The 25150-nt window shown below is 61.0% G+C and carries 25 protein-coding genes and 4 tRNA genes; 14 read left to right on the top strand and 15 right to left on the bottom strand.

Annotation, left to right across the window (positions count from 1 at the left end; all coding sequences use genetic code 11):
- Positions 1–190 precede the first annotated feature (190 nt).
- On the top strand, positions 191–613 hold the full coding sequence (locus E4633_RS19170) for a hypothetical protein (RefSeq protein WP_135872750.1): 423 nt from the start codon (positions 191–193) through the stop codon (positions 611–613).
- Between the two features lie 85 nt (positions 614–698).
- On the opposite strand, the gene E4633_RS19165 is transcribed toward E4633_RS19170, so the two are convergent.
- From E4633_RS19165 to E4633_RS19125, 9 genes are all read right to left on the bottom strand, one after another.
- Positions 699–848 carry a recombinase family protein gene (locus E4633_RS19165; RefSeq protein WP_135872860.1) on the bottom strand — a complete coding sequence of 50 codons (150 nt, stop codon included), beginning with the start codon at positions 846–848 and terminating at the stop codon, positions 699–701.
- A 67-nt stretch (positions 849–915) separates the two neighbouring features.
- Positions 916–1000: transfer RNA gene (locus E4633_RS19160), tRNA-Leu, on the bottom strand.
- A gap of 56 nt (positions 1001–1056) precedes the next feature.
- Positions 1057–1132 (bottom strand) — tRNA-His (locus tag E4633_RS19155).
- Positions 1133–1144: 12 nt separating this feature from the next.
- Positions 1145–1221 (bottom strand) — tRNA-Arg (locus E4633_RS19150).
- 22 nt (positions 1222–1243) lie between these two features.
- Positions 1244–1321 (bottom strand) — tRNA-Pro (locus E4633_RS19145).
- 223 nt (positions 1322–1544) lie between these two features.
- Positions 1545–2138, bottom strand: a complete 594-nt coding sequence (locus tag E4633_RS19140; RefSeq protein ID WP_135872748.1) for an XTP/dITP diphosphatase — start codon at positions 2136–2138, stop codon at positions 1545–1547.
- Positions 2135–2854: a ribonuclease PH gene (gene rph / locus E4633_RS19135; protein ID WP_135872746.1), complete on the bottom strand. Its 720-nt coding sequence runs from the start codon at positions 2852–2854 to the stop codon at positions 2135–2137. The genes E4633_RS19140 and rph overlap by 4 nt, the downstream gene beginning before the upstream one ends.
- Positions 2855–3072: 218 nt before the next feature.
- Positions 3073–4176 (bottom strand): right-handed parallel beta-helix repeat-containing protein, encoded by a 1104-nt coding sequence (locus E4633_RS19130; protein WP_135872744.1) that lies wholly within the window; start codon positions 4174–4176, stop codon positions 3073–3075.
- Complete coding sequence (locus tag E4633_RS19125) at positions 4173–5243, bottom strand: sensor domain-containing diguanylate cyclase (protein ID WP_135872743.1); 1071 nt, start codon at positions 5241–5243, stop codon at positions 4173–4175. Before E4633_RS19125 ends, E4633_RS19130 begins: the two co-directional genes overlap by 4 nt.
- A gap of 235 nt (positions 5244–5478) precedes the next feature.
- On the opposite strand from E4633_RS19125, the gene E4633_RS19120 reads away from it, so the two are divergent.
- Positions 5479–7710, top strand: coding sequence for a vitamin B12-dependent ribonucleotide reductase (locus E4633_RS19120; protein ID WP_135872741.1), 2232 nt, complete (start codon positions 5479–5481; stop codon positions 7708–7710).
- A 339-nt stretch (positions 7711–8049) separates the two neighbouring features.
- Here E4633_RS19120 and E4633_RS19115 read toward each other — a convergent pair whose 3' ends face one another.
- Together E4633_RS19115 and E4633_RS19110 are read right to left on the bottom strand one after the other, a co-directional pair.
- Positions 8050–8883 (bottom strand): hypothetical protein, encoded by an 834-nt coding sequence (locus E4633_RS19115; protein WP_135872739.1) that lies wholly within the window; start codon positions 8881–8883, stop codon positions 8050–8052.
- A 793-nt stretch (positions 8884–9676) separates the two neighbouring features.
- A complete protein-coding gene (locus tag E4633_RS19110; protein ID WP_135872737.1) occupies positions 9677–10330 on the bottom strand; it encodes a fibronectin type III domain-containing protein in 654 nt (217 codons plus the stop codon).
- 212 nt (positions 10331–10542) lie between these two features.
- Here E4633_RS19110 and E4633_RS19105 point away from each other — a divergent pair, with 212 nt between their 5' ends.
- The gene (locus E4633_RS19105; RefSeq protein ID WP_135872735.1) at positions 10543–11193 is read left to right on the top strand and encodes a response regulator; all 651 of its coding nucleotides are present in this window, start codon (positions 10543–10545) and stop codon (positions 11191–11193) included.
- 37 nt (positions 11194–11230) lie between these two features.
- On the top strand, positions 11231–12139 hold the full coding sequence (locus E4633_RS19100; protein ID WP_135872733.1) for an AEC family transporter: 909 nt from the start codon (positions 11231–11233) through the stop codon (positions 12137–12139).
- Between the two features lie 60 nt (positions 12140–12199).
- Here the strand turns inward: E4633_RS19100 and rnk are convergent, their stop codons facing one another.
- The gene (gene rnk, locus E4633_RS19095) at positions 12200–12628 is read right to left on the bottom strand and encodes a nucleoside diphosphate kinase regulator (RefSeq protein WP_135872731.1); all 429 of its coding nucleotides are present in this window, start codon (positions 12626–12628) and stop codon (positions 12200–12202) included.
- Positions 12629–12983: 355 nt separating this feature from the next.
- Here rnk and E4633_RS19090 point away from each other — a divergent pair, with 355 nt between their 5' ends.
- The 9 genes from E4633_RS19090 (at position 12984) to E4633_RS19055 (ending at position 20391) form a co-directional block, all read left to right on the top strand.
- Positions 12984–14177 carry an MFS transporter gene (locus E4633_RS19090; RefSeq protein ID WP_135872729.1) on the top strand — a complete coding sequence of 398 codons (1194 nt, stop codon included), beginning with the start codon at positions 12984–12986 and terminating at the stop codon, positions 14175–14177.
- A gap of 39 nt (positions 14178–14216) precedes the next feature.
- Positions 14217–14441, top strand: a complete 225-nt coding sequence (locus tag E4633_RS19085; protein ID WP_135872727.1) for a hypothetical protein — start codon at positions 14217–14219, stop codon at positions 14439–14441.
- Between the two features lies 1 nt (position 14442).
- Complete coding sequence (locus E4633_RS19080; protein ID WP_135872725.1) at positions 14443–14724, top strand: J domain-containing protein; 282 nt, start codon at positions 14443–14445, stop codon at positions 14722–14724.
- Between the two features lie 178 nt (positions 14725–14902).
- Positions 14903–15133, top strand: coding sequence for a hypothetical protein (locus E4633_RS20460; protein ID WP_162605039.1), 231 nt, complete (start codon positions 14903–14905; stop codon positions 15131–15133).
- 13 nt (positions 15134–15146) lie between these two features.
- Complete coding sequence (locus E4633_RS19075) at positions 15147–15773, top strand: LysE family translocator (protein WP_162605038.1); 627 nt, start codon at positions 15147–15149, stop codon at positions 15771–15773.
- A gap of 492 nt (positions 15774–16265) precedes the next feature.
- Positions 16266–18380 carry a methyl-accepting chemotaxis protein gene (locus E4633_RS19070; protein WP_162605037.1) on the top strand — a complete coding sequence of 705 codons (2115 nt, stop codon included), beginning with the start codon at positions 16266–16268 and terminating at the stop codon, positions 18378–18380.
- Between the two features lie 92 nt (positions 18381–18472).
- Entirely contained in the window at positions 18473–18808 is a 336-nt protein-coding gene (locus E4633_RS19065; protein WP_135872719.1) for a type II toxin-antitoxin system RelE family toxin, read from the top strand.
- A gap of 3 nt (positions 18809–18811) precedes the next feature.
- Complete coding sequence (locus tag E4633_RS19060; RefSeq protein ID WP_135872717.1) at positions 18812–19936, top strand: glycosyltransferase family 61 protein; 1125 nt, start codon at positions 18812–18814, stop codon at positions 19934–19936.
- 20 nt (positions 19937–19956) lie between these two features.
- Positions 19957–20391 (top strand): PaaI family thioesterase, encoded by a 435-nt coding sequence (locus E4633_RS19055; RefSeq protein WP_135872715.1) that lies wholly within the window; start codon positions 19957–19959, stop codon positions 20389–20391.
- A gap of 16 nt (positions 20392–20407) precedes the next feature.
- On the opposite strand, the gene E4633_RS19050 is transcribed toward E4633_RS19055, so the two are convergent.
- Both E4633_RS19050 and E4633_RS20840 read right to left on the bottom strand, forming a co-directional pair.
- Complete coding sequence (locus tag E4633_RS19050; RefSeq protein WP_135872713.1) at positions 20408–21190, bottom strand: enoyl-CoA hydratase-related protein; 783 nt, start codon at positions 21188–21190, stop codon at positions 20408–20410.
- 243 nt (positions 21191–21433) lie between these two features.
- Positions 21434–23437, bottom strand: coding sequence for a methyl-accepting chemotaxis protein (locus tag E4633_RS20840; protein ID WP_246038249.1), 2004 nt, complete (start codon positions 23435–23437; stop codon positions 21434–21436).
- A gap of 255 nt (positions 23438–23692) precedes the next feature.
- On the opposite strand from E4633_RS20840, the gene E4633_RS19040 reads away from it, so the two are divergent.
- Positions 23693–24076, top strand: coding sequence for a sulfite exporter TauE/SafE family protein (locus E4633_RS19040; RefSeq protein WP_135872708.1), 384 nt, complete (start codon positions 23693–23695; stop codon positions 24074–24076).
- Between the two features lies 1 nt (position 24077).
- Here the strand turns inward: E4633_RS19040 and E4633_RS19035 are convergent, their stop codons facing one another.
- Positions 24078–25124, bottom strand: coding sequence for a DMT family transporter (locus tag E4633_RS19035; RefSeq protein ID WP_246038247.1), 1047 nt, complete (start codon positions 25122–25124; stop codon positions 24078–24080).
- Between the last annotated feature and the right edge of the window lie 26 nt (positions 25125–25150).

Here is a 25150-nt window from a genome sequence, read left to right as displayed (position 1 = left end):
TTACCCGGAACAGGTAACCCTTTTTGAAGCACAACCAACGCCCCCACCCCACCCTTATTACCTTGACTTAACTGCATTATTCCCGTACGGATGTAGATTCACGGAGCGCACAAGGCTGCGAAACACCTAGAAGGTATACACCGACTTTGATTCACAACGTATATTATGCACTGTCAAGCCAGGAGGTAGCATGTCGGGTGAGCATTACTTTAGTATAGTTATTGTAGTTTTTGTAGTTGTGATGTGCGCTTGTATGTTTGTAGTTGTTCTAGACTGGTTGATCAAGTTAACGGACGGACTCAAGTATTTTCACAAAGGTATTTTTACCACATGCCGTACTTGCTTGATGTCAATACCACTTACAATAAAACTAATAAAATTAAGTTTTTTCTTCGCATTTAGAGGTAAAATCACCGTTAGAGCCTCTACCTACTTAATCATGTTATCGCTTCCTGACGCCACACCAGAGAGCGCCAACAAGCTTGCTTTATCCATAGATACATACGCAGCAAAGGAACTACTGCCGGGTACGCTGTCTCACCTCAATGAGATGTTTAATGGAAGCCACCTAGCCTTAATCTCAGAAGCACGGCTCAGAGGTTTTCACGGATAACTGTCTGATGTGGGTATACCCTAGCCGGACACCTTTTTACCGCAGGCTAAAGCCTGAAAAACTAACCTTCCGTGGAAGGAGGGTTTTATCTGCTTCTAAGGTCGTCAAAGTTCCTCGCCAGTCTGTCCATGCTGCGGATTACCACCGTATCACCTTTATGGGTATCTAGAATCATGGCGGCAAACTGCAGTCTAATGGTGTCCTTGCCCGATACCTTAGAGGTTGCACTGGAGATTGCACGCCTTGAGCAGAAAAAAACAAAAGGGCTACCCGTTACCGGATAACCCTTTTGAAATCATTGCTGGTGCGAGAGAGGGGACTTGAACCCCTATACCTTGCGGTGCCAGATCCTAAGTCTGGTGCGTCTGCCAATTCCGCCACTCTCGCAAAATCGTACGCTTGAAACGACAAACCCCGCTTTTAACGGGGTTGGCCTTTATGGTTGGGGTGGGTAGTGGGATTCGAACCCACGTATGAACGAGTCACAGTCGTTTGTGTTAACCGCTTCACCATACCCACCATATTCAGTTGTGGCACGCCTGAGAGGGTTCGAACCTCTGACCTACGGCTTAGAAGGCCGTTGCTCTATCCAACTGAGCTACAGGCGCAGAAGTAAAGCCTGCAATTGAGTGGTCGGGGTGAGAGGATTCGAACCTCCGGCCCCCTGCTCCCAAGGCAGGTGCGCTAGCCAGGCTGCGCTACACCCCGATTCAAGAACCACGTTTATAGCATAGCCTCTGGAGCCGCGCAACACCTTTTTTATGCGCCCCGAGATTTTCTCGGAGCCGACTTACCACCCATCCAACACCAAGACGCGAAGCCGCAAAGGCGCCAAGTTGAACCCAAAAATCCCACGATCTTGCCTTCCTTACGTCTTCGCGCCTTGGCGCCTTTGCGTTAAACCCTTTGTCCTTTGGCCTTTCATTGCGCCTTAGCGGCTTTGCGTGAGCGCCTCTTTGAGCATCTGCATGGCGCGTCCGCGGTGGCTGATGGCGTTCTTGATCTCCATGGGAAGTTCGGAGAAGGTCTGCCCGTACTCCGGCACCATGAAGAGGGGATCGTAGCCAAAGCCCCCCTCCCCCCGCGGCGTCTCCAGGATCACCCCCGCAAGGGCGCCGTCGAAGGTCCGGCAGGTTCCGTCGGGAAGACAGAGCGCTATGACGCAGTGAAACGCAGCACCCCTCTTTTCGGCGGGAACGCCCGCGAGCTCGCGCAGCAGGAGCGCGTTGTTGTCGGCGTCGGTCGCCCCTTCACCGGCAAAGCGCGCCGAGTAGACGCCGGGGCGTCCGCCGAGGTAATCGACGCAAAGCCCCGAGTCGTCGGCAAGTACCGGCCGCCCGGTGCAACGCGCCGCGGAGAGCGCCTTCTTTATCGCGTTCTCCTCGAAGGTCGCACCGTCCTCCACGACGTCCGGGAGATCGGGAAAGTCGGCAGGCGAGAGGATGGTATCCACCACGCCGCGCAGCAGTTCGCCGAACTCGCGCAGTTTCCCCTTGTTTCCCGATGCGACCAGGAGCTCTTTCATGCCTGCAGCGCCTCTCTCTGGATCTCGAAGAGACGGGTGAGCCCCAGCATGGCGTGGCCGCGCATGGCGTCCATCTGGTCGAGGGTGAAAGGCTCCGCCTCGGCGGTTCCCTGCACCTCGACGAAGCGCATCGAGGAGGTCATCACGAAGTTCATGTCCACCTCGGCGCTCGAGTCCTCGGGGTAATCGAGGTCGAGGAAGGGGGTGCCATCGACGATGCCGACGCTCACCGCGGCGACCGCCTCGCGCAGCGGGCTCTGGGAGAGGTCCCCGGCGTCGACAAGGGTCTGCAGGGCATCGGCCAGCGCGACGTAAGCGCCGGTGATCGAAGCGGTGCGGGTGCCGCCGTCGGCCTGGATCACGTCGCAGTCGATGAGGATGGAGCGCTCGCCCAATTTTTCCAGGTCTACCACCGCACGGAGCGACCTGCCGATCAGGCGCTGGATCTCGTGGGTGCGTCCGGAGAGTTTTCCCTTTGCCGACTCACGCTGGTTTCTGGTGTGCGTTGCGCGCGGCAACATGCAATACTCCGCGGTGACCCAGCCCGTCCCCTTCCCTTTCAGGAAGGAAGGGACCTTCGACTCGACCGTCGCGTTGCAGATTACCTTCGTGTCCCCGAACTCGATCAGCACCGAGCCCTCGGCGTGTTTCAGGTAATTGCGCGTAATTTTAACTTCCCTCAATGCATCAGCCGCACGGCCGTTTCTGCGTGTCATGACTCTCCTTTAAAACCGGTTCAACGTTCAACGTTCAGCGTTCAACGTGTCGTTTGCCAACCTTGCGGCAGTTACGTTACTTGTTTCCTGGTCCTATGTGTCCGCTCAAATAAGCGCGATTACCATCATTTTCTCGTGCAGCGGTCCGTGCCGCCCCGACGCCCCTGCTTCCGGCAAAGGTCAAAGCCCTAACGTTGAACGCTGAACGTTGAACGGCTCTACCTCTTCGGGTTCACGTTCACCCTACCCCGTCCGCTGTTGTCGTAGATCTTGGGTCCCCCCTCGCCCCAGTGGTTGTTGGGGGCGCGGAACTCCTCGTTGCCTGCGTTGTAGATATCATGCCCCGCGTTACCGGAGATCACGTTGTCCCACGCTACGGCGGAGCCGTCGAAGACGAGCATCCCCTGCGTGCCGTTACCGGTGATAACGTTGTCGCTCACCCTCACCCGCGAGCCGGTCAGCGACAGCCCATAGTCGCTGTTTCTCGCAAGCTTCACCCCGGTCACGCTCCCCTCGGTCTCGAAAAGGGTAACGCCGCGGCCGTTGTCGAGGACCGCCCCGCCGGCAAGCTTCAACCGACAGCTGTCGCAGGAAAAGGCGGAGCGGTTCATGGCGAGACTTCCATCCTGCATGTAGATCGAAGTGTGCCGCACCTCCATACCCACCCGGTTGCCGACCACGCTCACGCCGCGCACGGTCGCCTCGCTCTGGATAAAGCTCATGCCGGTGTCGCAGTCGGAGGCGCCCCCCCCCTCGATGGTGACAAGCGCATCCTGGAAACGCATCCCGGTGGCGCTGCGCTCGGCACGCACCCCCTTCAGGGTCAGGTTCGCAAAAAGCGCCTCGATCCCGGTCACCGTCCCTTCGATGCGGCAGTTTTCCAGTAGGTTGTTCTTCTCGCTGCCAAGGAGAACGATCCCCTGCCAGTCACCGGCAGCGGGCGCCGCGAAGAGCGACGAGAAACGGATCGGCTCCTCCTTGCTCCCGGAGGCGACCAGCCGTCCCTGCACCACGAGAACCGGCTCCCCCGCCCCTTTCTTGAAGCGAACCACGGTCCCCGCCTCGACGGTGAGCGTCGCCTGCGGGGCCACGGTCACCGCCCCCTCGACGAGCACCTCACCCTTCCAGACGGTGTCCTCGGCGAGAACGCGGTCGGCATAGGTGCTCTGCGGCTTGAACGGCGCCACGGCACGCTCGGGAGCGGGAGCAGAAACGGATGCGGCCGGCGCGACGGATGACGGAGCATCGGCGGCCGCGGCCTGGTGGCAAAAAAGGGCCGCCAGAAGCAGCCCGTGGATAAGTAGTATGGGATGTCTCTTCATTTTTTTGGTATCTGCAGGCTTTCCTGGTGATAGACCTTGTTCTTGCCGCGGCGCTTGGCCAGGTAGAGCAGGGAGTCGACGATGTTGAACAGCTCGTCCATTTTGTCCGCGTTGTCCGGGTAGCTCGCAACGCCGATGCTCACGGTGACGCCACGGCTCGCCCCGTCCACGGGCCGCTTCGCGGTCCCCTGCTGCACGCTGTCACGCAGACGCTCCGCAGCGAGGATCGCCTGGTCCAGGCGGGTCTCCGGTAAAAGTACGATGAACTCCTCACCGCCGTAGCGGAAGGCGACGTCGACGGAACGGATCGTCTGCAGGATCAGCTCCCCCATGAGCTCGAGGAGCCGGTCGCCCGTGGCGTGACCGAAACTGTCGTTGTAACTCTTGAAGTCGTCCACGTCCATCATGATGATGGAGAACGGCTTGTGGTAGCGCTTGGCGCGCGCCATCTCCTGCCGGAAGTACTGCTTGAAGTATCGGTGGTTGTGCAGCCCGGTGAGCGAGTCGGTGATGGCGAGAAGCTTGGTCCGCTTGTGCAGCGTCGCGTTGTGGATCGCCATCGCGGCGAAGGACGCGAGAATCGAGAGGAGGTTCAACTTGTCGCGGTCGAAGCATCTCGGCTCGAAGTCATCCAGGTAAAGGATGCCGACGATGCGCTCCTGGAAGACGAGCGGAACGCACACAAGCGAGCGGATCCCTTCCTTCAGGGCGATCGGGTTCTTGAAGAACGGGGTTTGCTGGGTGTCCTCGATGTAAAAGATCTCGCCGGCCAGAAGCACCTGCTCGGTGAGCCCTCCGGGGGTCACCTCCCAGCGCTCCTTCTTCACGAAATCCGCGGTGAGCCCCGAGTGCGCGTGCAGGCTAAGCTCGCGTCTTGCGTCGTAGTAGAGCGCGACGCTACCCGCCGGGGTACCAGCGAACCGCATGGCGCTCGTCAGAATCGCCTGCAGCACCGTATCCAGATCCAGCGTAGAAACGACGGCCTTGGCGACCTCTATCAGATCCTTTAGCCCCTTTACCTGGGACTCTAGCGACTCCTTCTGGCTATTGCAATCACACTGGCTCATGGAGGCTCCGGGAGGAAAAATTAACCCGTCATTAATAACACAGCGGGGCTCCCGTTGTAAATGCCCCTGAGGCGTAAACACCGGCAATTTCGTTTTTTATGAGCGCCTGAAATTTTAATCTATTAACGCTTGACTTCGTCATACATCTTGTGGTTTATTTCTGGCCGCCCACTAAATGTGGTATTGAGCGATCCGCATGGCGACATGATAATTTATCCAAGGAGAACGAAACGTTATGAAGAAGACCGCCGAAAAGGGACAGATCCCGGGCCTCACCAAGAACGCACAGACAGTACTAGAGAAGCGCTACCTGAAGAGAGACCAGTCAGGCAAGCCTCTTGAGACCCCCGCCGACATGTTCCGTCGCGTGGCGACCGCGATCGCCCAGGCCGACGCCGTCTTCGACAAGAAAGCCGACCTCTCCGCGCTCTCCGACAAGTTCTACGCGATGATGACCAACTTCGAGTTCCTCCCGAACTCCCCGACCCTGATGAACGCCGGCCGCGAGCTTGGGCAGCTCTCCGCCTGCTTCGTCCTTCCGGTGGGCGACAGCATGGAGGAGATCTTCGAGTCGGTCAAGCACACCGCACTGATTCACAAGTCCGGCGGCGGCACCGGCTTCTCCTTCTCCCGTCTGCGCCCGGCAAACGACGTGGTCATGTCCACCACCGGCATCTCCAGCGGCCCGCTCTCCTTCATGCGCGTCTTCGACGTCGCCACCGAGACCATCAAGCAGGGCGGCACCCGTCGCGGCGCGAACATGGCGATCCTGCGAGTCGATCATCCCGACATCATGGACTTCATCATGTGCAAGAACGACCAGCGCCAGTTGAACAACTTCAACATCTCGGTCGGCATCACCGAGGAGTTCATGAAGGCCGTCGACGCGGACCGCGACTACACCCTTATGAACCCGCGCGACAAGAAGCCTGCCGGCAGCCAAAACGCCAGGAAGGTGTTCGCGCGCATCGTGAAGCAGGCCTGGGAAAACGGCGAGCCGGGCATCATCTTCCTCGACCGTCTGAACAAGGACAACCCGACCCCCCACATAGGTGAGATCGAGTCGACGAACCCCTGCGGCGAGCAGCCGCTGCTTCCGTACGAGTCCTGCAACCTGGGCTCCATAAACCTCGGCAAGATGGTGGCGGGCGGCAAGGTGAACTGGGACAAGCTGAAGGAGACGGTGAAGAGCGCCGTGCACTTCCTCGACAACGTCATCGAGGTGAACAACTACCCCTTGCCCCAGATCGACGAGATGACCCGCTCGAACAGGAAGATAGGTCTCGGCGTCATGGGGTGGGCCGACATGCTGATCCTGCTCGGCGTCCCCTACGGCTCCGAGGAGTCCGTCGAACTGGGCGAGAAGGTGATGCAGTTCATCAACGACGAGGGACACGCGGCCTCGCGCGAGCTCGCCAGGACCCGCGGCGCGTTCCCGAACTTCAAGGGGAGCGTGTACGACCTCCCCGGCGCCGCGCCGGTCAGGAACGCGACCGTCACCACCATCGCCCCGACCGGCACCATCTCCATCATCGCCAACGCCTCCTCCGGGGTCGAGCCGCTCTTCGCCGTCTCCTTCGTGCGCCAGGTGATGGACAAGAACATCCTGGTCGAAGTAAACCCGCTTTTCGAGAAGATCGCCAAGGAGCAGGACTTCTACAGCGAGGAACTGATGCAGCGGATCGCCGAGCACGGCACCGTGCAGGACATAAGCGCCATCCCCGAGGACGTGCGCGACGTGTTCGTGACCGCCCACGACATCACCCCGGAAGAGCACGTCACCATGCAGGCCGCCTTCCAGCGTCACACCGACAACGCCGTGTCGAAGACGGTGAACTTCCCGCGCGAAGCGACTATCGAGGACGTCGAGAAGGTGTACCGTCTCGCCTACGAGATGAACTGCAAGGGGGTCACCATCTACCGTGACGGCTCCCGCGACGAGCAGGTCCTCTCCGTCGGCAAGAAGGAAGAGCCGAAGGTGGTCGCAGCGATGACCGCGGAAGAAAAGCGCAGCAAGCGCGAGCGTCCGAAGGCGCTCAAGGGTTGGACCTACCAGATGCAGACCGGCTGCGGACCGCTTTACATCACCATCAACGAGGACGCCACCGGCCTCTTCGAAGTCTTCACCACCATGGGCAAGGCGGGCGGCTGCGCCGCCAGCCAGTCCGAGGCGATCGGGCGCATGGTATCGCTTGCCTGGAGAAGCGGCGTGCAGGCACGCCAGGTAGTGAAGCAGCTCCTCGGCATCTCCTGCCACAGCCCGAGCGGTTTCGGCGACAACAAGATCCTGTCCTGCGCCGATGCCGTCGCCAAGGCGATCCAGTCGCACCTGGCGATCACCGGCCATGGTGAAATCATCGAAGCTCCCGCCTTCGAGAAAGGCGCCTGCCCCGAGTGCGGCGGCGTCGTGGAGCACGAAGGCGGCTGCGCCGTCTGCCGCGTCTGCGGCTACTCCGAGTGCGCGTAGCGAGGTAGTTAAAGTAGATAATGGCGAGGGGTCATAAAAGACGCGCCGAGCAAAGAGTAAAAAAGAAGTAGCAATAAACGAGGGGGGCCGCATGTATGTGCGCCCCCCTTTTCGTTTTCGAACGAGCCCCTTTGTTCACTTCCTGCCTGATGCCCCACCTCTTCGCTTCGGCGCACAACAAGGTAGATTTTTCGATCTGTGCGAAGCAATTAGTCTATACGGGCTAAGCCATTGCGTGTGATGTAAGACCCCGAGATAATGAGTGATCAGCGGTGCTAAAAAAAACGCCCGCTTCAGCATGTTCTGAAGCGGGCGGCTACTACCTGATTTTTCTTCCTGCTAGAAGAGGTAATACAGGGAAAGCCCGGCGCGGTAACCGTCCACGGATTCGAGGCGGATGTCCAGGTCCTTTTCCTTCTGGTCGGTGGCGATTACGTAGGAAACGCTCGGAAGCAGATAGAGGTTGTGCGCCATCTGGATGTAGCTGGCGAGTTCGAAATTGAACTCCTCATTGGCTGTCAGATTGCTCGTCGAGGTGTTGAAGTTGGCGTCGATCTTCGCGTCGAGGGTCACCGTGTGGTTCATTTCCTTCTCCAGACCGAGGGAGATGGTATGGGTGTCCTGCTCGCCGTGATTGCGGATGGTTGCGCGATAGATGGCATATGGGGTGTTATGGTCGCCCAGGTTGGTGCTCGCGGCGATGAAGGGGCTCACGTCGGTGGTGCCGGTGCCGGCGTCGTCGTTGCCTGCCGTGTCGAACTTAAGGCCCAAGCCAGCGACGACGGTGAACGGATGCTCCTCCCCGCCGAGGAGGCGATATTTCGCCTGAAGCGCAAAATCCCCGAAGCCGTCCCGTTTCTCATACTCGGGCTCGAGGCCCTCAACCTGCACCTTCATACGCTCGCTGAAAACGTACGGCATGGAGGCGGACACTTCCAAGCCGTGCCCAAGGCCTACGCCGAGGGAGTAGATGGATTCCGTCGTGTTCGTAAAAATTTTGCCTGATTCAACAGCGCCTTTCACGTCGCCGCTTGCGTGGGCGTACTCGAACTGCGCCTGTGCCTCAACCTGGTTCTTATCGAGAACCTCCGTGACGAGCAGTTTGTGCTCCGCATGGGCAGTGGCCGCAGTCAGAAGCACTCCCCCCAGTACCGCTGTAATCATTTTCTTCATGTAGCAGTCTCCTCCTTCATCGAAATTCATACCAACGTCCTCCCCACATTCGCAGCTTCGTGGATATAGGTCGAACGAAGTAAAGATATTTCAATACAACAGATCATACAGGCATTACAACATTAAATATTTACGACAAAGACGGAATCATGGTTGAAATTACAGCAATTTTGTACGAAACGGGGTCTCAACGTGTTGTTGTTCAGAGGAACCGGTCGCGCAGTTGGTGCGTGCCGTCGGCGTGTTGCCATACATGCCAGCACGACGCTCACTCAGGGGCTATTTTACGACCTGTGTATCGAACTTCGCGATCACTGCGCGGGGTTTGCAATCTCTGAGGCGGACTTCGCTATCGCCGCGTGGAGTTTGCGATCTCCGCGGTGCTCTTCGCTATCGCCGCGCGGAGTTTGCGATCTCTGCGGTGCTCTTCGCTATCGCCGCGCGGAGTTTGCGATCTCCGCGGCGCTCTTCGCTATCGCCGCGCGGAGTTTGCGATCTCCGCGGCGCTCTTCGCTATCGCCGCGCGGAGTTTGCGATCTCCGCGGCGCTCTTCGCTATCGCCGTGCGGCGTTTGCGATCTCCGCGGCGCTCTTCGCTATCGCCGGGCGGAGTTTGCGATCTCCGCGGTGCGCTTCGCTATCGCTGCGTAAAGTTTGTCATCCATACTGCGGGAAGCGTATCCCCACGTCTTCGGTGCGTTTCGTTGGTTTGAGCCATGGGAAGGGGAGGGAAAAAAAGGCGGGGGCCGGTCTCGTATCCACGGGACCGGCCGTTAGCTGGATTTTTTTGCAGGTTAGGTCACGATGATGCCGACGGCCTCGCTCCAAGGGCCGTTTTCGTTGTTCCCGACACTCCTTATTCTGAAGTAATACCAGCTTGCGCGATCGAGGCTGTCAGCGGAGGTCCGAACTTTCGTCAGGTACGCGTAATCCGCGAACGACTCTTCTCCCTGCGGATGCCCCTTGCAGATCTGCAGTTGATAGGAACCTGCCCCGGGATCTCTGTCCCAGTTGAGGATAACTTGCCCGTCATTCGGCCCGTTTTTCGCTCTAAGGGCCAGGGAAGAGTTGGAAACCGGCCTGTCGTAAACCCTCTTCGCTCTTTCTTTCAAGATATACCCGTTGTTGTGGAGCCAAGCTTCGTCTTTCTCACACTTCGCCCTGATCACCAGGTAGGCGGCGTTTATATTCACGTCGTCGACCGCCGCCGAGGTAGCCGCCTGGAGCTCTTTCGTCGTGCGCACGTTAAGCGCCAGAGCTTTTTGCAATTCACTCTCGATTCTCTCTCTGTGGCTCCTGAATTGCGGGGACCACGGCACCCAATGGTCGATCTGTGTGCTGATCTTGGAATGTGCTTCCTGCAATGTGGCGGCATCATTGAGCCATATCGCCAGTTGCGAGGGGGCCATAGCGGCGTGGTTCATCAGGAATCGGTCCGCAGCGTACATGTCTATCCTCCTGTAAGATAAATTTTCTTTAATTTAACACAAGATTTCATGCCGTCAAGCAACGACAGACGCCCAATCCCCTCGCGCCCCAACCTGCTGAGAAGAGATGAAGACAATCACGACACTCCGGCACCTTTTTTTGCATTGGCAAACGGTCCGTTTTATGAAATGGTACTTGGTCTAGCGGGAGATCCGGTCTTTCGGGAGCACCTATGAAAAAGATACTCGCCGTAGAAGACAGCAAGGTGTCGCAGGCCCATCTGCTCGATATCCTCGAAAGCGCATATGAGGTCAGGGTGGAAGAAAACGGCGCATCGGCGCTCTCCGCCGTGATGGAAATGCCCCCGGACCTGATTCTGCTCGACGTGAACCTCCCGGGGATGAACGGCTATGACGTCTGTCGCCAGTTGAAAGGTGATGTGAGGACGCGCGAGATCCCCATCATATTCCTCACCGGCTGCGATTCCGGAGGGGAAAAGGTGAAGGGGTTCGAGGCAGGGGCTGACGACTACATCGTGAAGCCCTTCTACCCGGAGGAACTCCTGGCACGGGTCACGCTGCATCTGGCATCAAGACGCGAGAAGCAGATGGCGGTCGAGCTCGAAAGGCTGAAACTTTTACGGGAGATGGCAGTGGCGATAAGCCACGAGTTCAACAACCCCTTGACCGCGATCCTCTGGCACCTTCGCCTCGCCTCCAAGGGGCTCGGAGAAGGGAATGAGGAAACCCGCACGCATCTGTCGGACATGCAGTTTGAACTGGACAAGATAAGGCGGATCGTGGCCCGCTTGGCCGAAGCGTCCCGCGACGCGAAGACCGAGTACGTGATGGGCGAGGCCATGATAGACGTGAACCGGATCTGAGCCTCCGGTCGCAACCCAGCAGGAGAATCAGGCAGTAATGGAAAATTTCATCATCATCGGCGTGTTCGTGCTGCTCGGGATGCTCTTTCGTCGTCTCGAGGCCTTCCCGAAGGACTCGGCACAGGTGCTGAACATGTTCGCCCTCTACGTGTCGCTACCGGCGCTTATCCTCCTCAAGGTGCCGCAGATCGTCTTCTCACGCGACATCCTCACCGCCGCGCTCGTGCCGTGGGGTATGCTTTTATTGTCGGTTGCCGCAGTACTCGGCGCGGCGCGGCTGTGGCGCTGGGATCGTGCATCGGTCGGCGTGCTGCTCCTCGTGGTACCGCTCGGCAACACCTCGTTTCTCGGCGTCCCCATGGTTCAGGCTTTCTTCGGAGCGGCGGGCCTTCCCTATCTCATCATTTACGACCAGTTGGGAACCATGATCATCATGGTGACCTACGGCTCGATGATTCTCGCCCTGTACGGCAAGGACGGATCGGTACGCCTCTCGGCGATGGTGCGCAAGATGCTTCTCTTTCCCCCCACCATCGCCCTGCTGGTCGGCTTGGTTGCCCGTTCATGGCCTTACCCGGAGAAGCTCGCCCAGGCGCTGCAAAACGTATCTCTCACCCTTGTTCCCGTGGTCATGACGGCGATCGGCTTGCAGTTGAGGCTCAGACTGCCGCGCAGGGTGCTCGGACCGCTTGCCTTCGGGCTGGCGCTGAAGCTCGCGGCGGCACCGCTCATCACCCTGCTCGTTTGCCGGATGGCGGGCGTTGCCGGCATGGTGGTCGACGTGTCGATCCTCGAAGCGGCCATGCCGCCCATGGTGACGGCCGGTGCGCTCGCCGTCGTCGCCGGGATGGAGGCCGACCTCGCCGTGGCCATGATAGGGATAGGCATCATCCTCTCCTTCGGAACCCTCCCTGCCGTCTATTGGCTGACACGCCTCACCGCCTGACTCATCCGGGCCATGCTCCCCGCCGGGGCTCGCCTCCGGCGGGGCTTGCTCTGACCGCAGCTACAGGTGGAAATCTCCCGCCGCTTCAGGCTGGTAGAGGACCTTCTTCACCTTCAGCTTCTTCTTTCCGCCGGGCACCGCCCAGGCGATACGGTCGCCGGCACGGTAGCCTATCAGTGCGGTCCCTACAGGGGCGAGCACCGATATCCGCCCCTTTTCCAGATCGGCGTCCGGCGGGAACACGAGGGTATATTCCAACTCCTCGCCGGAATCGAGATCCTGCAGGCGCACCCGCGAGTTCATCGTTATGACGTCCGGGGGGATGCCCTCGGAGGGGACCACTTCCGCTCTCGTCAGTTCCTGCTCCAGTTCCGCAAGGTACCTGCCGTCGCGCGACGACCTTTGCTCGACACTGCTGATCATCTCCTCAAGACGCTCCAGGTCGAACTCCGTGATGAATATCTGTCTACCCTTACCGTTTTGCTTCATTTTCTTCTCCTTTTTCGGGCAATAAAAAACCCCCGCGGGCTCATGCCGGCGGGGGTCTTGGTGTTGGTCTGTACGATAAAAGCTAAACCCTTCCCTCCGGCGCCGACATAGAACGTGCGAGACCGCGCAGCAACGCGGCTGCGGTCAGGCGGGTAAAAAGAGTGGCATGAAAAAGACGGGTTGAGATCACGGCTATGTTTTCCTCGAATCTATTAGTCGTTACGGTTGTCAACCCTAGCATCTTTGCATGTAGGCGTCAACAAGGGGAGACGCCCTGCTCGCTCCGCTCGACGGACGCCGCCGAATATCCACAATCTCCTTGCAAATTCGTACGCGAGCGGGTACGGATGCTGTGATGAAAAGTCTATCCGGCAACATAGGAAAGCTGTACGTCTTCTCCTTCCTGCAGATGATGCTGTTTCCGATGGCGATCATCACCCTCTTCTGGAAGGACCACATCGGGCTTTCGCTGACCCAGATCCTGCTTTTGCAGAGCATCTTCTCGGTGGCGACCCTGGCACTCGATTACCCGGCCGGTTACATAAGCGACCGGGTCGGCTACCGCTGCGCCCTTAACATCGCCGCGGCCCTTGGCATGGCGGGCTGGGGCATCTACATCTATGCGGACTCCTTCACTACCGTGCTGCTGGCGGAGATCACCCTCGGGATGTCGCTCTCTTTCATAAGCGGCTCGGACAGCGCGCTTTTGTATGAGACGCTGCGCACGCAGGGGGATGAGCATTCCTACGCCCGGCACCAGGGGCGCATGCACGGCTTCGCCCAGATCGGCGAGGCAGCCGGAGCGATAATGGCGGGGGTGATCTACGCCTTCGAGCCCAGGCTCCCCTTCGTCCTGCAGGTTGCAGTATGGGGGGCCGGACTCCTGGTCACCTCCCGGCTCGTCGAAACGCCGCGCGAGCATGCGCCGCAGCGCTCGCATCTCGCCGAGGCGGTCGCCACGGCCCGCTACGCCTTCATGGAAAACCGTCACCTGCGCTACACCATCCTCCTCAACACGGTGCTGGGGGTCGCCTCCTTTTACCCGGTCTGGCTGATCCAGCCCTACATGCAGCACGCCCGCGTGCCGGTCACCTGGTTCGGGCCGGTATGGGCCGGCGCGAACCTGACCGTCGCGCTCTGTGCCCTCGCGAGTCACCGGCTGCACAACCGCCTGGGCGATAGCGGCATGGTCCTTCTCTTCCTCGGGCTTGTCGCCGCCGGTTATCTGGGGCTTGGTTTGAGCGGCGGGCTCTGGGGATTTCTCTTTTATTACCTTTTGACCTGCATGCGGGGGTTAAGGGGGCCGATGATGCTGTCCCACACCCAGAAGGAGTCGACGAGCGCCAACCGTGCGGCTACGCTTTCCCTGCAGTCGGTTTCCTTCCGGCTTCTCTTCGTGGTGAGCGGCCCGCTCGTCGGAAAGCTGGCCGACGCGGCGGGCGTGGCGCGGAGTTTTTACTTCCTCTTCTACGCATTCCTCTTCACCCTCCCCCTGCTCGCGGCGCTTTTCCTCAAGAACGCGCCACGCCGGGAGGCCGAGCTTGTCTGATGCGGCACGGGCGGAAGACCCGGCGCAAAGGAGCAGAGCATGAACTACCGAGCCATAGCGAAAAAGCTGCTGCAGGAACAGCCACAGACCATCGCGGTTCTTCTCGCCCGTCTCCCCGCGCAAGACGCGAGCGAGATCGTGAAGCTCCTCCCCGACTTCGTCCAGGCCGATCTCCTGCAGCGGATCGTGCACATAGAGCGTTTGCCCGAAGAGGTCTTAGCCGAGATCGACGCGACGCTGGACGCTATCTTACGGAGCCGCTGAAATGACCTACGCGAACTTACAGGAGGCGCTACAGATACTGGGGCTTGGGGAGCGCGCGACGCTGGGCGAGATAAAGGCCCGGCACCGGGAGCTGGTCAAGCGCCATCATCCCGATGCCGATGCGCAGGGGGACCCGGAAAGGATCCGCCTGATAAACGCGGCCTACCGGATCGTGTCGGAGTACATAGCGGGATACCGCTTCTCGTTCACGGAAGACGAGTTCTACGAGCAGAACCCGGATGAGCGGCTGAGAAACCAGTTCATGGACTTCTACCGGAATTGAGAAGACGAAGAGGTGCACGGAGAGTATCGTTGACAATTCAAAAGAAAAATAATACATTGTTTTAGCCGATCGGGACAATGCCGCACTTCTTCAACTGGCGTCGTTTCGATGGCGGAAGGGACTCACACAACGGGCTAAGTGCCTGAAAAAACAGAACCAGCATGTGAAGGAGCAGGAAATGGGCATGGCATTACAGTGCAAGTTCTTCGGCCACATCATCAGTGTCGACAAAGCGCTCGCCATACGTAATGGGGCTACCGCAGAACAGAAGTACTCCCTTCTTTTCGAATGCGACAAGTGCGGCAAACCGGTCCGACCGCGTGTCGCGGGCGACAAGCACGTCGCGCACTTCGTGCACCTCAAGGAAAACCCCGAGTGCGGTTACCTCGAGCCCCCCAAGGAATACTGACCAGCGTGCCGCGATGAAGCTGCTCACCCTCTTCTTTCTGGTCTCACTGGCGTCGACCGCCATCCCCGGACCGGCGGTCCTGTACGTGACAACGCAGGGGATGCGCGGCGGCATGCGCTCGGGACTTCCGGCGGCACTCGGTATCCTTGCCGCCGACGCCTTCTATATCGTCCTCTCCGTAACGGGGCTCTCCGCGATACTCGCCGCATCGTACCAGTTGTTCACCCTCATGAAATGGGCCGGCGCCGTGTACCTGGTCTACCTAGGCGTTCGGATCGTGCTTTCGGGGCTCTCCGCTTCGGTGACGCGGCAGACTGCCACCGCCAACGGCGGTACAGGTCGCTCCTTCCTGGGTGGCTTCGCCCTCCACGCTGCGAACCCAAAGGCGCTTTTGTACTTCGGGTCTCTCGTCCCCCAGTTCGTGACGACGGGGAAACCGCTTGCCGGCCAACTTGCCGCGCTTGCGCTCATACACCTCTCCACCGCTTCCTGCGTGCTCATCATCTACGCCGCGTCTTCCTCGCGTTTGGGTCGCTGCAGCGTCGGCTCGGGCGTCTCCCGGCTGCTGCGCTTCGCGGCGGGCGCCTCTCTCATCGGGGCGGGTATTTCCCTCGGATGCCTGAGAAGAAGCAGCCCCTGAGTTAAGCCCCTTGCAAATCAAATCCCCCCTGTCCCCCCTTCGCGAAGCGCGCTACGGGGGGCAAGCTCCCCCTTCGCAAAGGGGGGAACCTTGGGCTCATGCAGCGCTTCGTAGGGAGCTGTAATCCACTGTCCCCTGAATCCCTGAAGAACCTTCGTACTGCCCCGCCCCGTAGCGCTCCTTCGTTTCGCCATTCAAGAAGTTATTGACCAGCCGACACCTGTTATTGAAAAATCACATGGCCTGCCAATAAGTTACAGGCGGGATACCGTATACGTTAATTGCGCGGATCGCACTTTATTTTGCTATTTGGCGTGTGATATATACGTAATTTTAAAATTACGTTACCGAATAGTGCACTACAATCTGCACCATGATCTTCATCGAGTGAAAAAATTAATGGTGCACGGCTTATCTAAAAGCTTTTCTACACGACATATCCCACTTTTATACCGGCATCAGCCGCTTTCAAAGTTACGACAAGGATCACAGGTGAATTTGAGCATCGTAAAGAAGGGCACCATACTGACCGTCACCATCGTCATTACCGCGGTAAGCGTCACCACGTACGTCTCCCTGACCAAGATGAAGCGCGAGATGGTGCGCGTGGCCACCGCGTCGCAGGAAAGCAGGATCAACACCTTCTGGGAGTTACTAAGGCAAAAGGGAGCCTTCCGGGTCGAGGGGAACCGTCTGATGGCGGGGGACTACGTCCTGAACGGCAACAACGAACTTCCCGACAAGGTGGCGAAGATCTGCGGCGGGACCGCCACCATCTTCATGAATGACGTGCGGGTCGCCACCAACGTAGTGAAGGAAGACGGCAGCCGTGCGGTGGGGACAAGGCTCGAGGGCCCCGCCTATGATGCTCTCTTCAAGAAGGGGGAAGGGTACCGGGGCGTCGCGCCGATCCTCAACACCCCCTACTTCACCGCCTACGATCCGATCCGCGACAACAGCGGCCAGGTGATCGGCGCTTTATACGTAGGGGTGAAAACCGCGGATTTCCTACAGTCCTTCGAACACACGCGAACCACGGTGATCGCCCTGGCAGTCGCCTTCACCCTTTTCGCCAGTTGCATCGCCGCCTGGTTCACACGCCTGCTGCTCGCCCCACTGAAGAAGGCGGTCTCCATCACTGAGGCCGTGGCGACGGGGGACCTCACCGCGGCGATTCCGGCGGGTGGAGGCGACGAGGCCGGCAAGCTCCTCGAGTCGCTTCGGACCATGGTGACCGAGCTGCGCGGCATGATCAGCAGGGTGAGCGGGTCCGCGGAAAGCGTACAGGGCATATCGACCGACCTCTCCGCGGAAGCCGCGGGTGCTGTGGCGGCCGCGCGTCGCCAGCAGGGCAAAGTGATCGAGACTTCCTCCTACGTTGCGACCATCGCCGGCAAGGCAGAGGAGATCGAGAACGAGACGCAGCGGCTCGCCCGGGCGGCGTCGGAGTCCTCCGCGTCGATCCTGGAGATGACGGCGACGACGGAGGAGGTCGCACTGAACGCGGAGAGACTCACCTCCCTGATCGCCGAGGTGACCGCCTCGATCATGCAGAGCGCAACGGCCAGCGGCGAGATTGGCGAGCACACCGTGGCACTCGTCTCCTCCTCCATGTCGACCGCGTCATCGATCCTGGAGATGGAAGCGGCCACCAACACGGTGAAGGGAAACGCCGTACTCACCGCAGAGGTGGCGGAGGTCGTGGAACACGACGCCCTCAAGGGAGTCGAGGCGGTGCGGGCGATGCGTCAGGGGATAAGCGAGATCCGCGCCTCATCCGGGGTCACCAACCAGGTCATCACGACGCTCACCGCGAGGACGCACGAGATCGGGGCGATATCTTCCGTGATCGACGACATCGCCAAGAGGACCTCGCTGCTCGCGCTGAACGCAAGCATCATCGCGGCACAGGCCGGCCAGCACGGCAAGGCTTTCGCGGTGGTCGCCGAGGAGATCAAGATGCTCGCCTCAAGCACCGCCCGCTCCACGAGCGAAATAGCCGGTCTGATCGCCGGGGTGCAGGAGGAGACCGAGCGGGCGGTGAACGCGCTCAAGGAGACGGACCAGCGCATCGCGGCGGGAGAAGAGCTCAGTTCACGCTCCGGCGATGCGCTCGAGAAGATCGTGAGCGGCGTCTCCACCGCGAGAAGCCACATAAGCGGCATCGCGCGGGCCACATCGGAACAGGCGAAGGGGACGAGCCTCATCAGGGAGGCTATGGACCGGGTGACCGACATGACCGAGCGTATCGAGCGCGCCATCAGGGAGCAGTCCGGAGCCAAGGAGGCGATCATGGTTGCCTCGGAGCAGATGAAGGAATTGGCCGCGCAGTTCCAGTGGGCGACCCGTGAGCAGAGCAAGGTGGGGCGCGACATCTCGAACTCGATCCTGGACGTCTCGGACATGTCGCAGAAGATCGAAAAGGCCTGCGCGGTGCAGGCCCAGGAGAGCACCCAGATCGCAGCGGCGGTGACCGAGATCAACGCCGACGCGGACCGCTGCCTGCAGGCCGCGGCGCTTCTCGAGGTGGGGGCGGCGAAGCTCACCGGCCAGGTAGGCGTCCTGCGGGAGGGAACCGGCGCCTTCAGGCTGCAGGGAGACCATTGAAAGAAGCGATACGGTGTGCTAGCATCGGGCCGGCCGCACGTCAGGAAAATCCCCGAAGGCTCCAGGAGCCGCCCGATGCCGAAGAGGTCGTTATGACGCCCTTTAGTTTTTTCGCCACACCTTCCTTCAAGACGAAGATAGCGAAGATCGAGAAGCACGACCCGCCGGGTCACGCGCGCATCCAGTCGGTCATCGACCGGCTCCTTTTAAACCCGAGCGACGCCGACGGCTGGATGCACGGCGAGTACCAAGGCCGCCTGAAGAAGTACGTGGGGCGGCGCGACTACCGGCTCATCTATCACTGGTGCGAGCTCTGCCGCAAGGAAGGGCACAAGCTTCACTCCCAATGCGGCTTCTGCTCCGAGGTCTCCGACAACAGCGTCATCTTCTTCGACGTCTACCACAAGAATGAGGCGAACAGGCTCTAGGCCATGAAGGCAAGCGAGACAACGGCAAAAAGACGCCAGCAGCTTTTGCGCTTCATCTCAAGGGACCTCCTCGGTCCGGTGGTGGGCAAGATGCCGAAATCGAGCATCGAGTCGCTTGAGAAGGCGTCCTACCTCCCGAACGTCCGCAGGCACATCCTCGACATCATCCCGGTAACCGACGCGCGCATCGTGAAACACGAGCCCCGCACCGCGTATCCCCCATACATAAGAACCGAGGCGGTCTTTAACAGGCGCAACCTCTACCTCTTGAAGGACGTCACGGTGTCCCCATTCTCCGGCATGGCCTGGATCGGGAACCGGATCATCGAAGAGAGCGTCGGCTCCCTGCGCCGCATCATGGACTGGGGGGACGTGCTGCACGAGCCGCTCTTGCCGGTGACCGCACTTGCGAGCGCGGAGCCGGTGGTGGTTTGCCATCCCGCAAACTACTTTCACTGGCTCATGGAGGTGCTGCCGAACCTGCTGTTCACGGTTGCGAGGTTCCCCGAGGTGAAGATCGTGCTCCCGGAGGAAGTGCCGCGCTACGTGAGCGAAGGGCTTTTCACCGCGCTCGGCACCGACGCGGAGAAGCGCTTCATCCGCTGCCAGGGTCCGGTGCGGGTCGAGCGGCTGGTGGTGCCGCAGTACCACACCCAACCGGAATTCACCGATCCCCAGGTCATCGTCCTGCTGCACAACGCGGTGAAGGGGAAGATCGTGGCTGATGGGGTTCGACCGCGTGCCGGACGAGGCGTCAGGCTCTACGTCTCGAGGAGGAAAAGCAGGCGGCGGCTAGCCGGAGAGGAACTGCTCGAAAAGCGGCTGGAGGAGATCGGGTTCACCATCCTCAACAGCGAGGAGCTTTCCTTCGCCGAGCAGATATGGCTCTTCCACGAGGCGGAGATGGTGGTGGGGACGCACGGCGCCGGCCTTACCAACGTGGTCTGGTCGCAGCCGGGGTGCCGCGTCATCGAGATCTTCGCCAACAACTACATCCTCGACTGCTACGCCTGGCTGAGCTTCAGCCGCGAACTTGACTACCACCACGTCGTCTGCGACACCGGGCACCGGATCGACGAGAAGGCCATGGAAGAGGTGCTGAGCGTGTGCGGCGGAGGGGAGAGATGATGAACGGGGGAAACCGATAGATGTACGACTACGAGGAGCTGGTAAGCGCTGACCGGCCGGGGTTCCGGCTACCTGGATGGATCGCCTGCGCCCCCTTCGAGGAATACCTCGGGATGCGGATCGACGAGGCGAGGGATGGCCGCGCCGTGCTCAGCATGCCGTTCAAGGTGAAGCTCGCGCAGGGGAAGGGGCTCATGCACGGCGGCGCGGTCACCTCCATCGCCGACACCGCCGTCGCCATGGCCATCAAGAGCATGGTCCCCGAGGGGACCGACTTCGTCACCGTGGAGATGAACCTGAAGTTCCTCGCCCCGGTTCATGAGGGGACGGTCCGTGCCGAGGCAAGGGCCGTCCCGCAGGGGGAGAGAAAGATCGTCGGGGAGGCTGACATCTTCAACGGCGAGACCAAGGTGGCCGAATTCCGCGCCCTCTTCGTGATCAAGAAGAAGGGGTGATCACTCACCCCGTCTGTCAGCGGTCCTGGAACACCGGCGGCCGCTTCTCTAAAAACGCCCCCATCCCTTCCTTCTGGTCAAAGGTCGAGAAGCTGTAGCCGAAGAGCTCCGCCTCATAGAAGCAGGCACGCGCGAGGTCCATCTCCAGGCCGTGCACCACCGCCTCCTTGCAGAGCCTTGCCGCGACGCGCCCCTTGGAGGCGATCTTCGCCGCCAGCTTGCGCGCCTCTTCAAGCAGTTCCTCCTGAGGTACCACCCGGTTCACGAGCCCTATGCGCAGCGCCTCGGCGGCGTCGATCATCTCTCCGGTCAGGATCATCTCGAGCGCCCTACCCTTGCCGATAAGGCGTGGCAGCCGCTGTGAGCCGCCGAAGCCGGGGAGGATGCCGATGTTTATCTCCGGCTGGCCGAACCTGGCGTTTTGCGAGGCCAGACGTATGTCGCAGGCGAGCGCCAGTTCACATCCGCCGCCCAAGGCGTAGCCGTTCACGGCGGCGATAAAGGGCTTCGAGGAAGCCTCCATGGCCGCGTAAATGCGGTGCGCCAACAGTGCCAGCTCCCGCGCCTCGGCCGAGATCATGTCGCGCATGACCGCGATGTCCGCACCGGCCACGAACGCCTTCGTCCCCGCCCCGGTCACGATGACGGCCCGGACCTCCTGGTCCCGCTCGACCTCCGCGACGACCTGCTCGAGTTCCTCAAGGGTACTCCTCGTCATGGCGTTCATGGCCGTGGGGCGGTTCATGGTGACAGTAGCGATGCGATCCTTCACTTCCAGCAAAAGGTTCTCCAGTTCCATATTCCCCTCCTCATATCAAAGGCCCCTCCACGTCGTGCCCCGTGCCGAACGGACGGTGTCGACGCAGATGAGCATACCGGGAATTGACCTTCTGGCAACCGTGTTCGACGCACTCGGCTTTAAATTTCGTGGATTTACCAGCAGTTCAAGAAGCAGCGTGCCTGATCGGGGAAAAACAGAAGGGGTAAAGGACAAGGAGCCGACGAGGTGACGCGCCGGCTCCTTGAATGTGCGGGTGGGACGTCAGGCGAGCCGGAACTGGCCGACCAGGCGCTGCAACTCCTGCGCGGTGCCGTTTAGCTGTGCCGCGGCGACGGCGGACTCGCGCGCCGACGACGCGGTACCCTGCACCACGTCGGTCACCTGCAAAAGGCTCTGCGAGATCTCCGAGGTGGTGGCGGTCTGTTCTTCTGCCGCCGTGGCGATCTGGTTTATCTGCATGGTGAAGGCCTCGATGCGCTCCCGGATTCCCGCAAGTGCTGCACCCGAGCGGGAGGCCTCGTCGGTCCCCGCCTTCACCTCCTGCACCCCCTGATCCATCACCGCCACGGCGTCCTTGGTCTCCCCCTGGATCGCCTTGATCATCACGCCGATCTCCTGGGTGGCCCTGGTGGTACGCTCGGCGAGCGCCCGCACCTCGTCTGCGACGACGGCGAAGCCGCGCCCCTGCTCCCCGGCGCGGGCGGCCTCTATGGCTGCGTTCAGCGCCAGGAGGTTCGTCTGGTCCGCGATGTCTTCGATGGTTCCGATGATCTCCCCGATCTGGTCGCTGCGTGCGCCGAGGCTCGCCACGGTCGCCGTCGACTCCTGCACCTTGGCCGCGATCTGGTCCATCACCGCCACCGTTCTCCCCACCACCTCCATGCCGTTATGCGCCGACTGCGTCGCCCGTTGGGCCTCCTCCACCGCCATCTGGCAGTTCTGGGCGATGTCGTTCGAGGTCGCCGACATCTCCTCCCCGGCGGTCGCAACCCCTGCGGTCTTGCCCACCACCTCGTCCGCGCCGGTCGCGATCTGCTCGGCTGAAACACTCACCTGCGCCGCGGCGGCGCTCACCTCCCGGGCGGAGTCCGCCACCCTGACCAGGATCTGCCTCAGGGAAAGCGCCATGGCGTCCACCCCCCTGGTGAGGCGCTCCACTTCGTCCACCGGCTCTGCCCCGTCCGTCGCCATCTCGCTCACCGAGGTGAAGTCCCCGGCGGCATAACGGGCGGTCCCATCGAGCAGGCGCACAACCGGGCGGGTCACCCACCGGCGCACGAGGAGAGTGGAGACGCCGACAAGCAGGAGACAAACGACGGCGATCGAACCGGCAACGGTGTTTCGCACCACGTGGGCCACGGCGTGGAGCTCCTCATCGGCGGCGCCGATGCAGACGATCCAGTTCCACTCGGGGAAGTACCGGAAGAAAAGAACCCGCTCCTCCCCCGTCCCGGCGGCGGCGTACCGGGTCACGCCCGACTTCCTGAGCACCATATCCCGCACCGACTTCCCGACCTCGGCAGGAAGTGCCGCGGCGCTTGCCGGCTCGATGACCATCTTCCCCTGGTCCGGTCCGTCCTTCGCCTCCAGCGCGAAGGCGTACCCCGACTTTCCCACCACGGTCCCCCTGAACCGGTCCTTCAGCGCCTTCAGTCCGTCGGTGAAATCGAGCCCGACGAACAGGGTCCCGATCACCCTCCCCTGTCCGTTCTTAAGCGGCAGGTAGCGTGTCATGTAGTCCTTGTTGAAAAGGGTCGCCTTGCCGGTGAAGTCCTCGCCGTTCAGAAGGCGGCGGTAGGCGGGGTGGTTGCGGTCGAGCGTGGTACCAAGGGCGCGGCTGCCGTCCTCCCTGGTCAGGGAGGTGGCGACGCGGACAAAATCGTCACCGCTTCTGACGAAGACGGTGGCGACCCCCCTGGTCGCCTTGGTGAAGCGGTCCACGATCCCGGTATTCCCGTTCAGCACCGTGGTACCGGAAAACATGACCGGGGTCTCCCGCTCTCCGGTTCTGACCGTGCCGGAAGGGTCCACTTCGAAAGCCCCGGGGAAGCCGGAACGGAAGAGATCGCCGAGTTTGACGGCGCCGTCGCTGAGCGCACCCTGGTACGAGGACATGGAGCCTGCCAGAAGCTCGGTCTGCAACGCGAGATGCCGCTCGGCCTCCCCTGTGACCCGCCTGCTCACTGCGGCGGTTATGACCGCGGTCAGAACCGCCATAACGGCGATGATCACCACCCCCTGCCCCACTCCCAACTTGGTTGCCAACGAATACCTCGAAGCGAGCGACATATACCCTCCCTGGCTTTGTCGTGGTGCGCGGACGCCGGCGGCTTCCGCGCGGTTTCAAGAGCATGGGTGGGATATCGGATGCGAATTTAGAAACTTTAATTTTATTTTTCCAATCTATCGAATGCGAGCGGTAGGCGGCCGGGCTGCGCACGGAGGTGAAAAGGGCACCGCATCTGGTATTCTCAAAGGCGGTTGGGCCGTGGACTAATGAGTCAGCACAGGGAGGGGAACATGCCGCAATGGGTGCTATTTTGCATCATCGGGATATGCGGAGGGGTGGCTTCGGGGCTTTTCGGGGTGGGGGGAGGGGTCGTCATCGTCCCCGCGCTGGTGTACTGGGCGGGCTTCTCCCAGCACCGGGCGACCGGCACGAGCCTCGCCGTCCTGCTCCCCCCCATCGGGCTCGCCGCGGCGATCGAGTACTACCGGCACAGCAACGTGGACATAAAGGCGGCGCTCTTGATCGCGGCGACCATGCTGGTCGGGGCGTGGATGGGGGCGTACCTCGCCAACCAGATGAAGGGACCGCATTTGCGCCTCATGTTCGGGGTCTTCCTTACCGGGCTCGGCATCTACCTCGTCTACGGCGCATCCAAACGACTTGGCTGGCTCTAGCTCAGTGCCCGTGCCGGTGATGCGGGTCGGGTGCGTGAACGTGGGAGTGGGTCACGGGATGGTGGACGTGTAAGTGATGGTGCGGTTCGCCCTCCTCCCCCTCTTCGTGCTCGTGCAGGTGATGATCGTCGTGCACGTGGGGATGGGCATGCGCCAGGTCCTCATGGGTGTGGCGATGGCAGTGCACCTCGAAGTAAAGCAGGAAGATCCCGGAAAGCATGAGTGCGGTGGCAACCCAGTAGGCAGCGGGAGGGCGCTCCCCCAGGAGCACCACCGACAGGAGGGTCCCGAAGAAGGGTCCCACGGCAAAGAAGGTCGCGGTCCTCGCGGCACCGATCCGGCGGAGCGCCTCGACGAAGAGGACGAGGCTCAGCCCGTAGCTCACGGCGCCGATCGACATCGCCCCCATCACCTGTCCCGCCGTGACCTCCCCACCGGGGAATATGAGGGCGAGGAGCACGGAGAAGGCACCGGCGCAAAGCCCCTTCACCGAGGCGAGCACCGTGGAGGAGATCTCGTCGACGTCGCGGGTCAGGTTGTTGTCGATCCCCCAGAAGACACAGGCGATTACTACGAGGAGTCCGGGCAGGGAAAAGGTGAGCGCCCCTTGGGCCTTCAGGACCACGAGGCCCGCCCCGGCCAGGATGAGCACCTTGCCGGACCAGACGTATGGACCTATGTACTCCCTGAAAACGAGCCAGGCGATGAGGGTGGTGGCGACGGTCTCCAGGTTCAGAAGAAGCGACACCTCGGAGGCGGTGCCGTGCTTGATGCCGTAGGCGAGACAGACCGGGGCGATGACGCCTCCCGCGGCCACGGCGCCGGCCAACTTCAGCCGGTGCCGCAAAGTGAGCCCGCGCAGTTCCTGAAGTGAGCTTTTCTTCTGCGCGAGGAGCACCCCCTGCAGCCCGAGCCCGGAACCCAGGTAGAGAAGCCCGGCAAGCAGGGCAGGCGACATATCCCCTATGACGAGCTTGCAAAAGACCGGTGACACGCCGAACAGGACGGCGGCAAGAACGGCGCAGAGTTGTCCGGATGAAAACTGCACTTTCCCTCCTCCCGGTTCAAGGCGAG

The organism is Geomonas terrae, assembly GCF_004791675.1.
Classification (GTDB): Bacteria; Desulfobacterota; Desulfuromonadia; order Geobacterales; family Geobacteraceae; genus Geomonas; species Geomonas edaphica.
The sequence above is the reverse complement of the archived record's forward strand: the minus strand, read 5'-3'. Positions and strand labels throughout refer to the sequence as shown.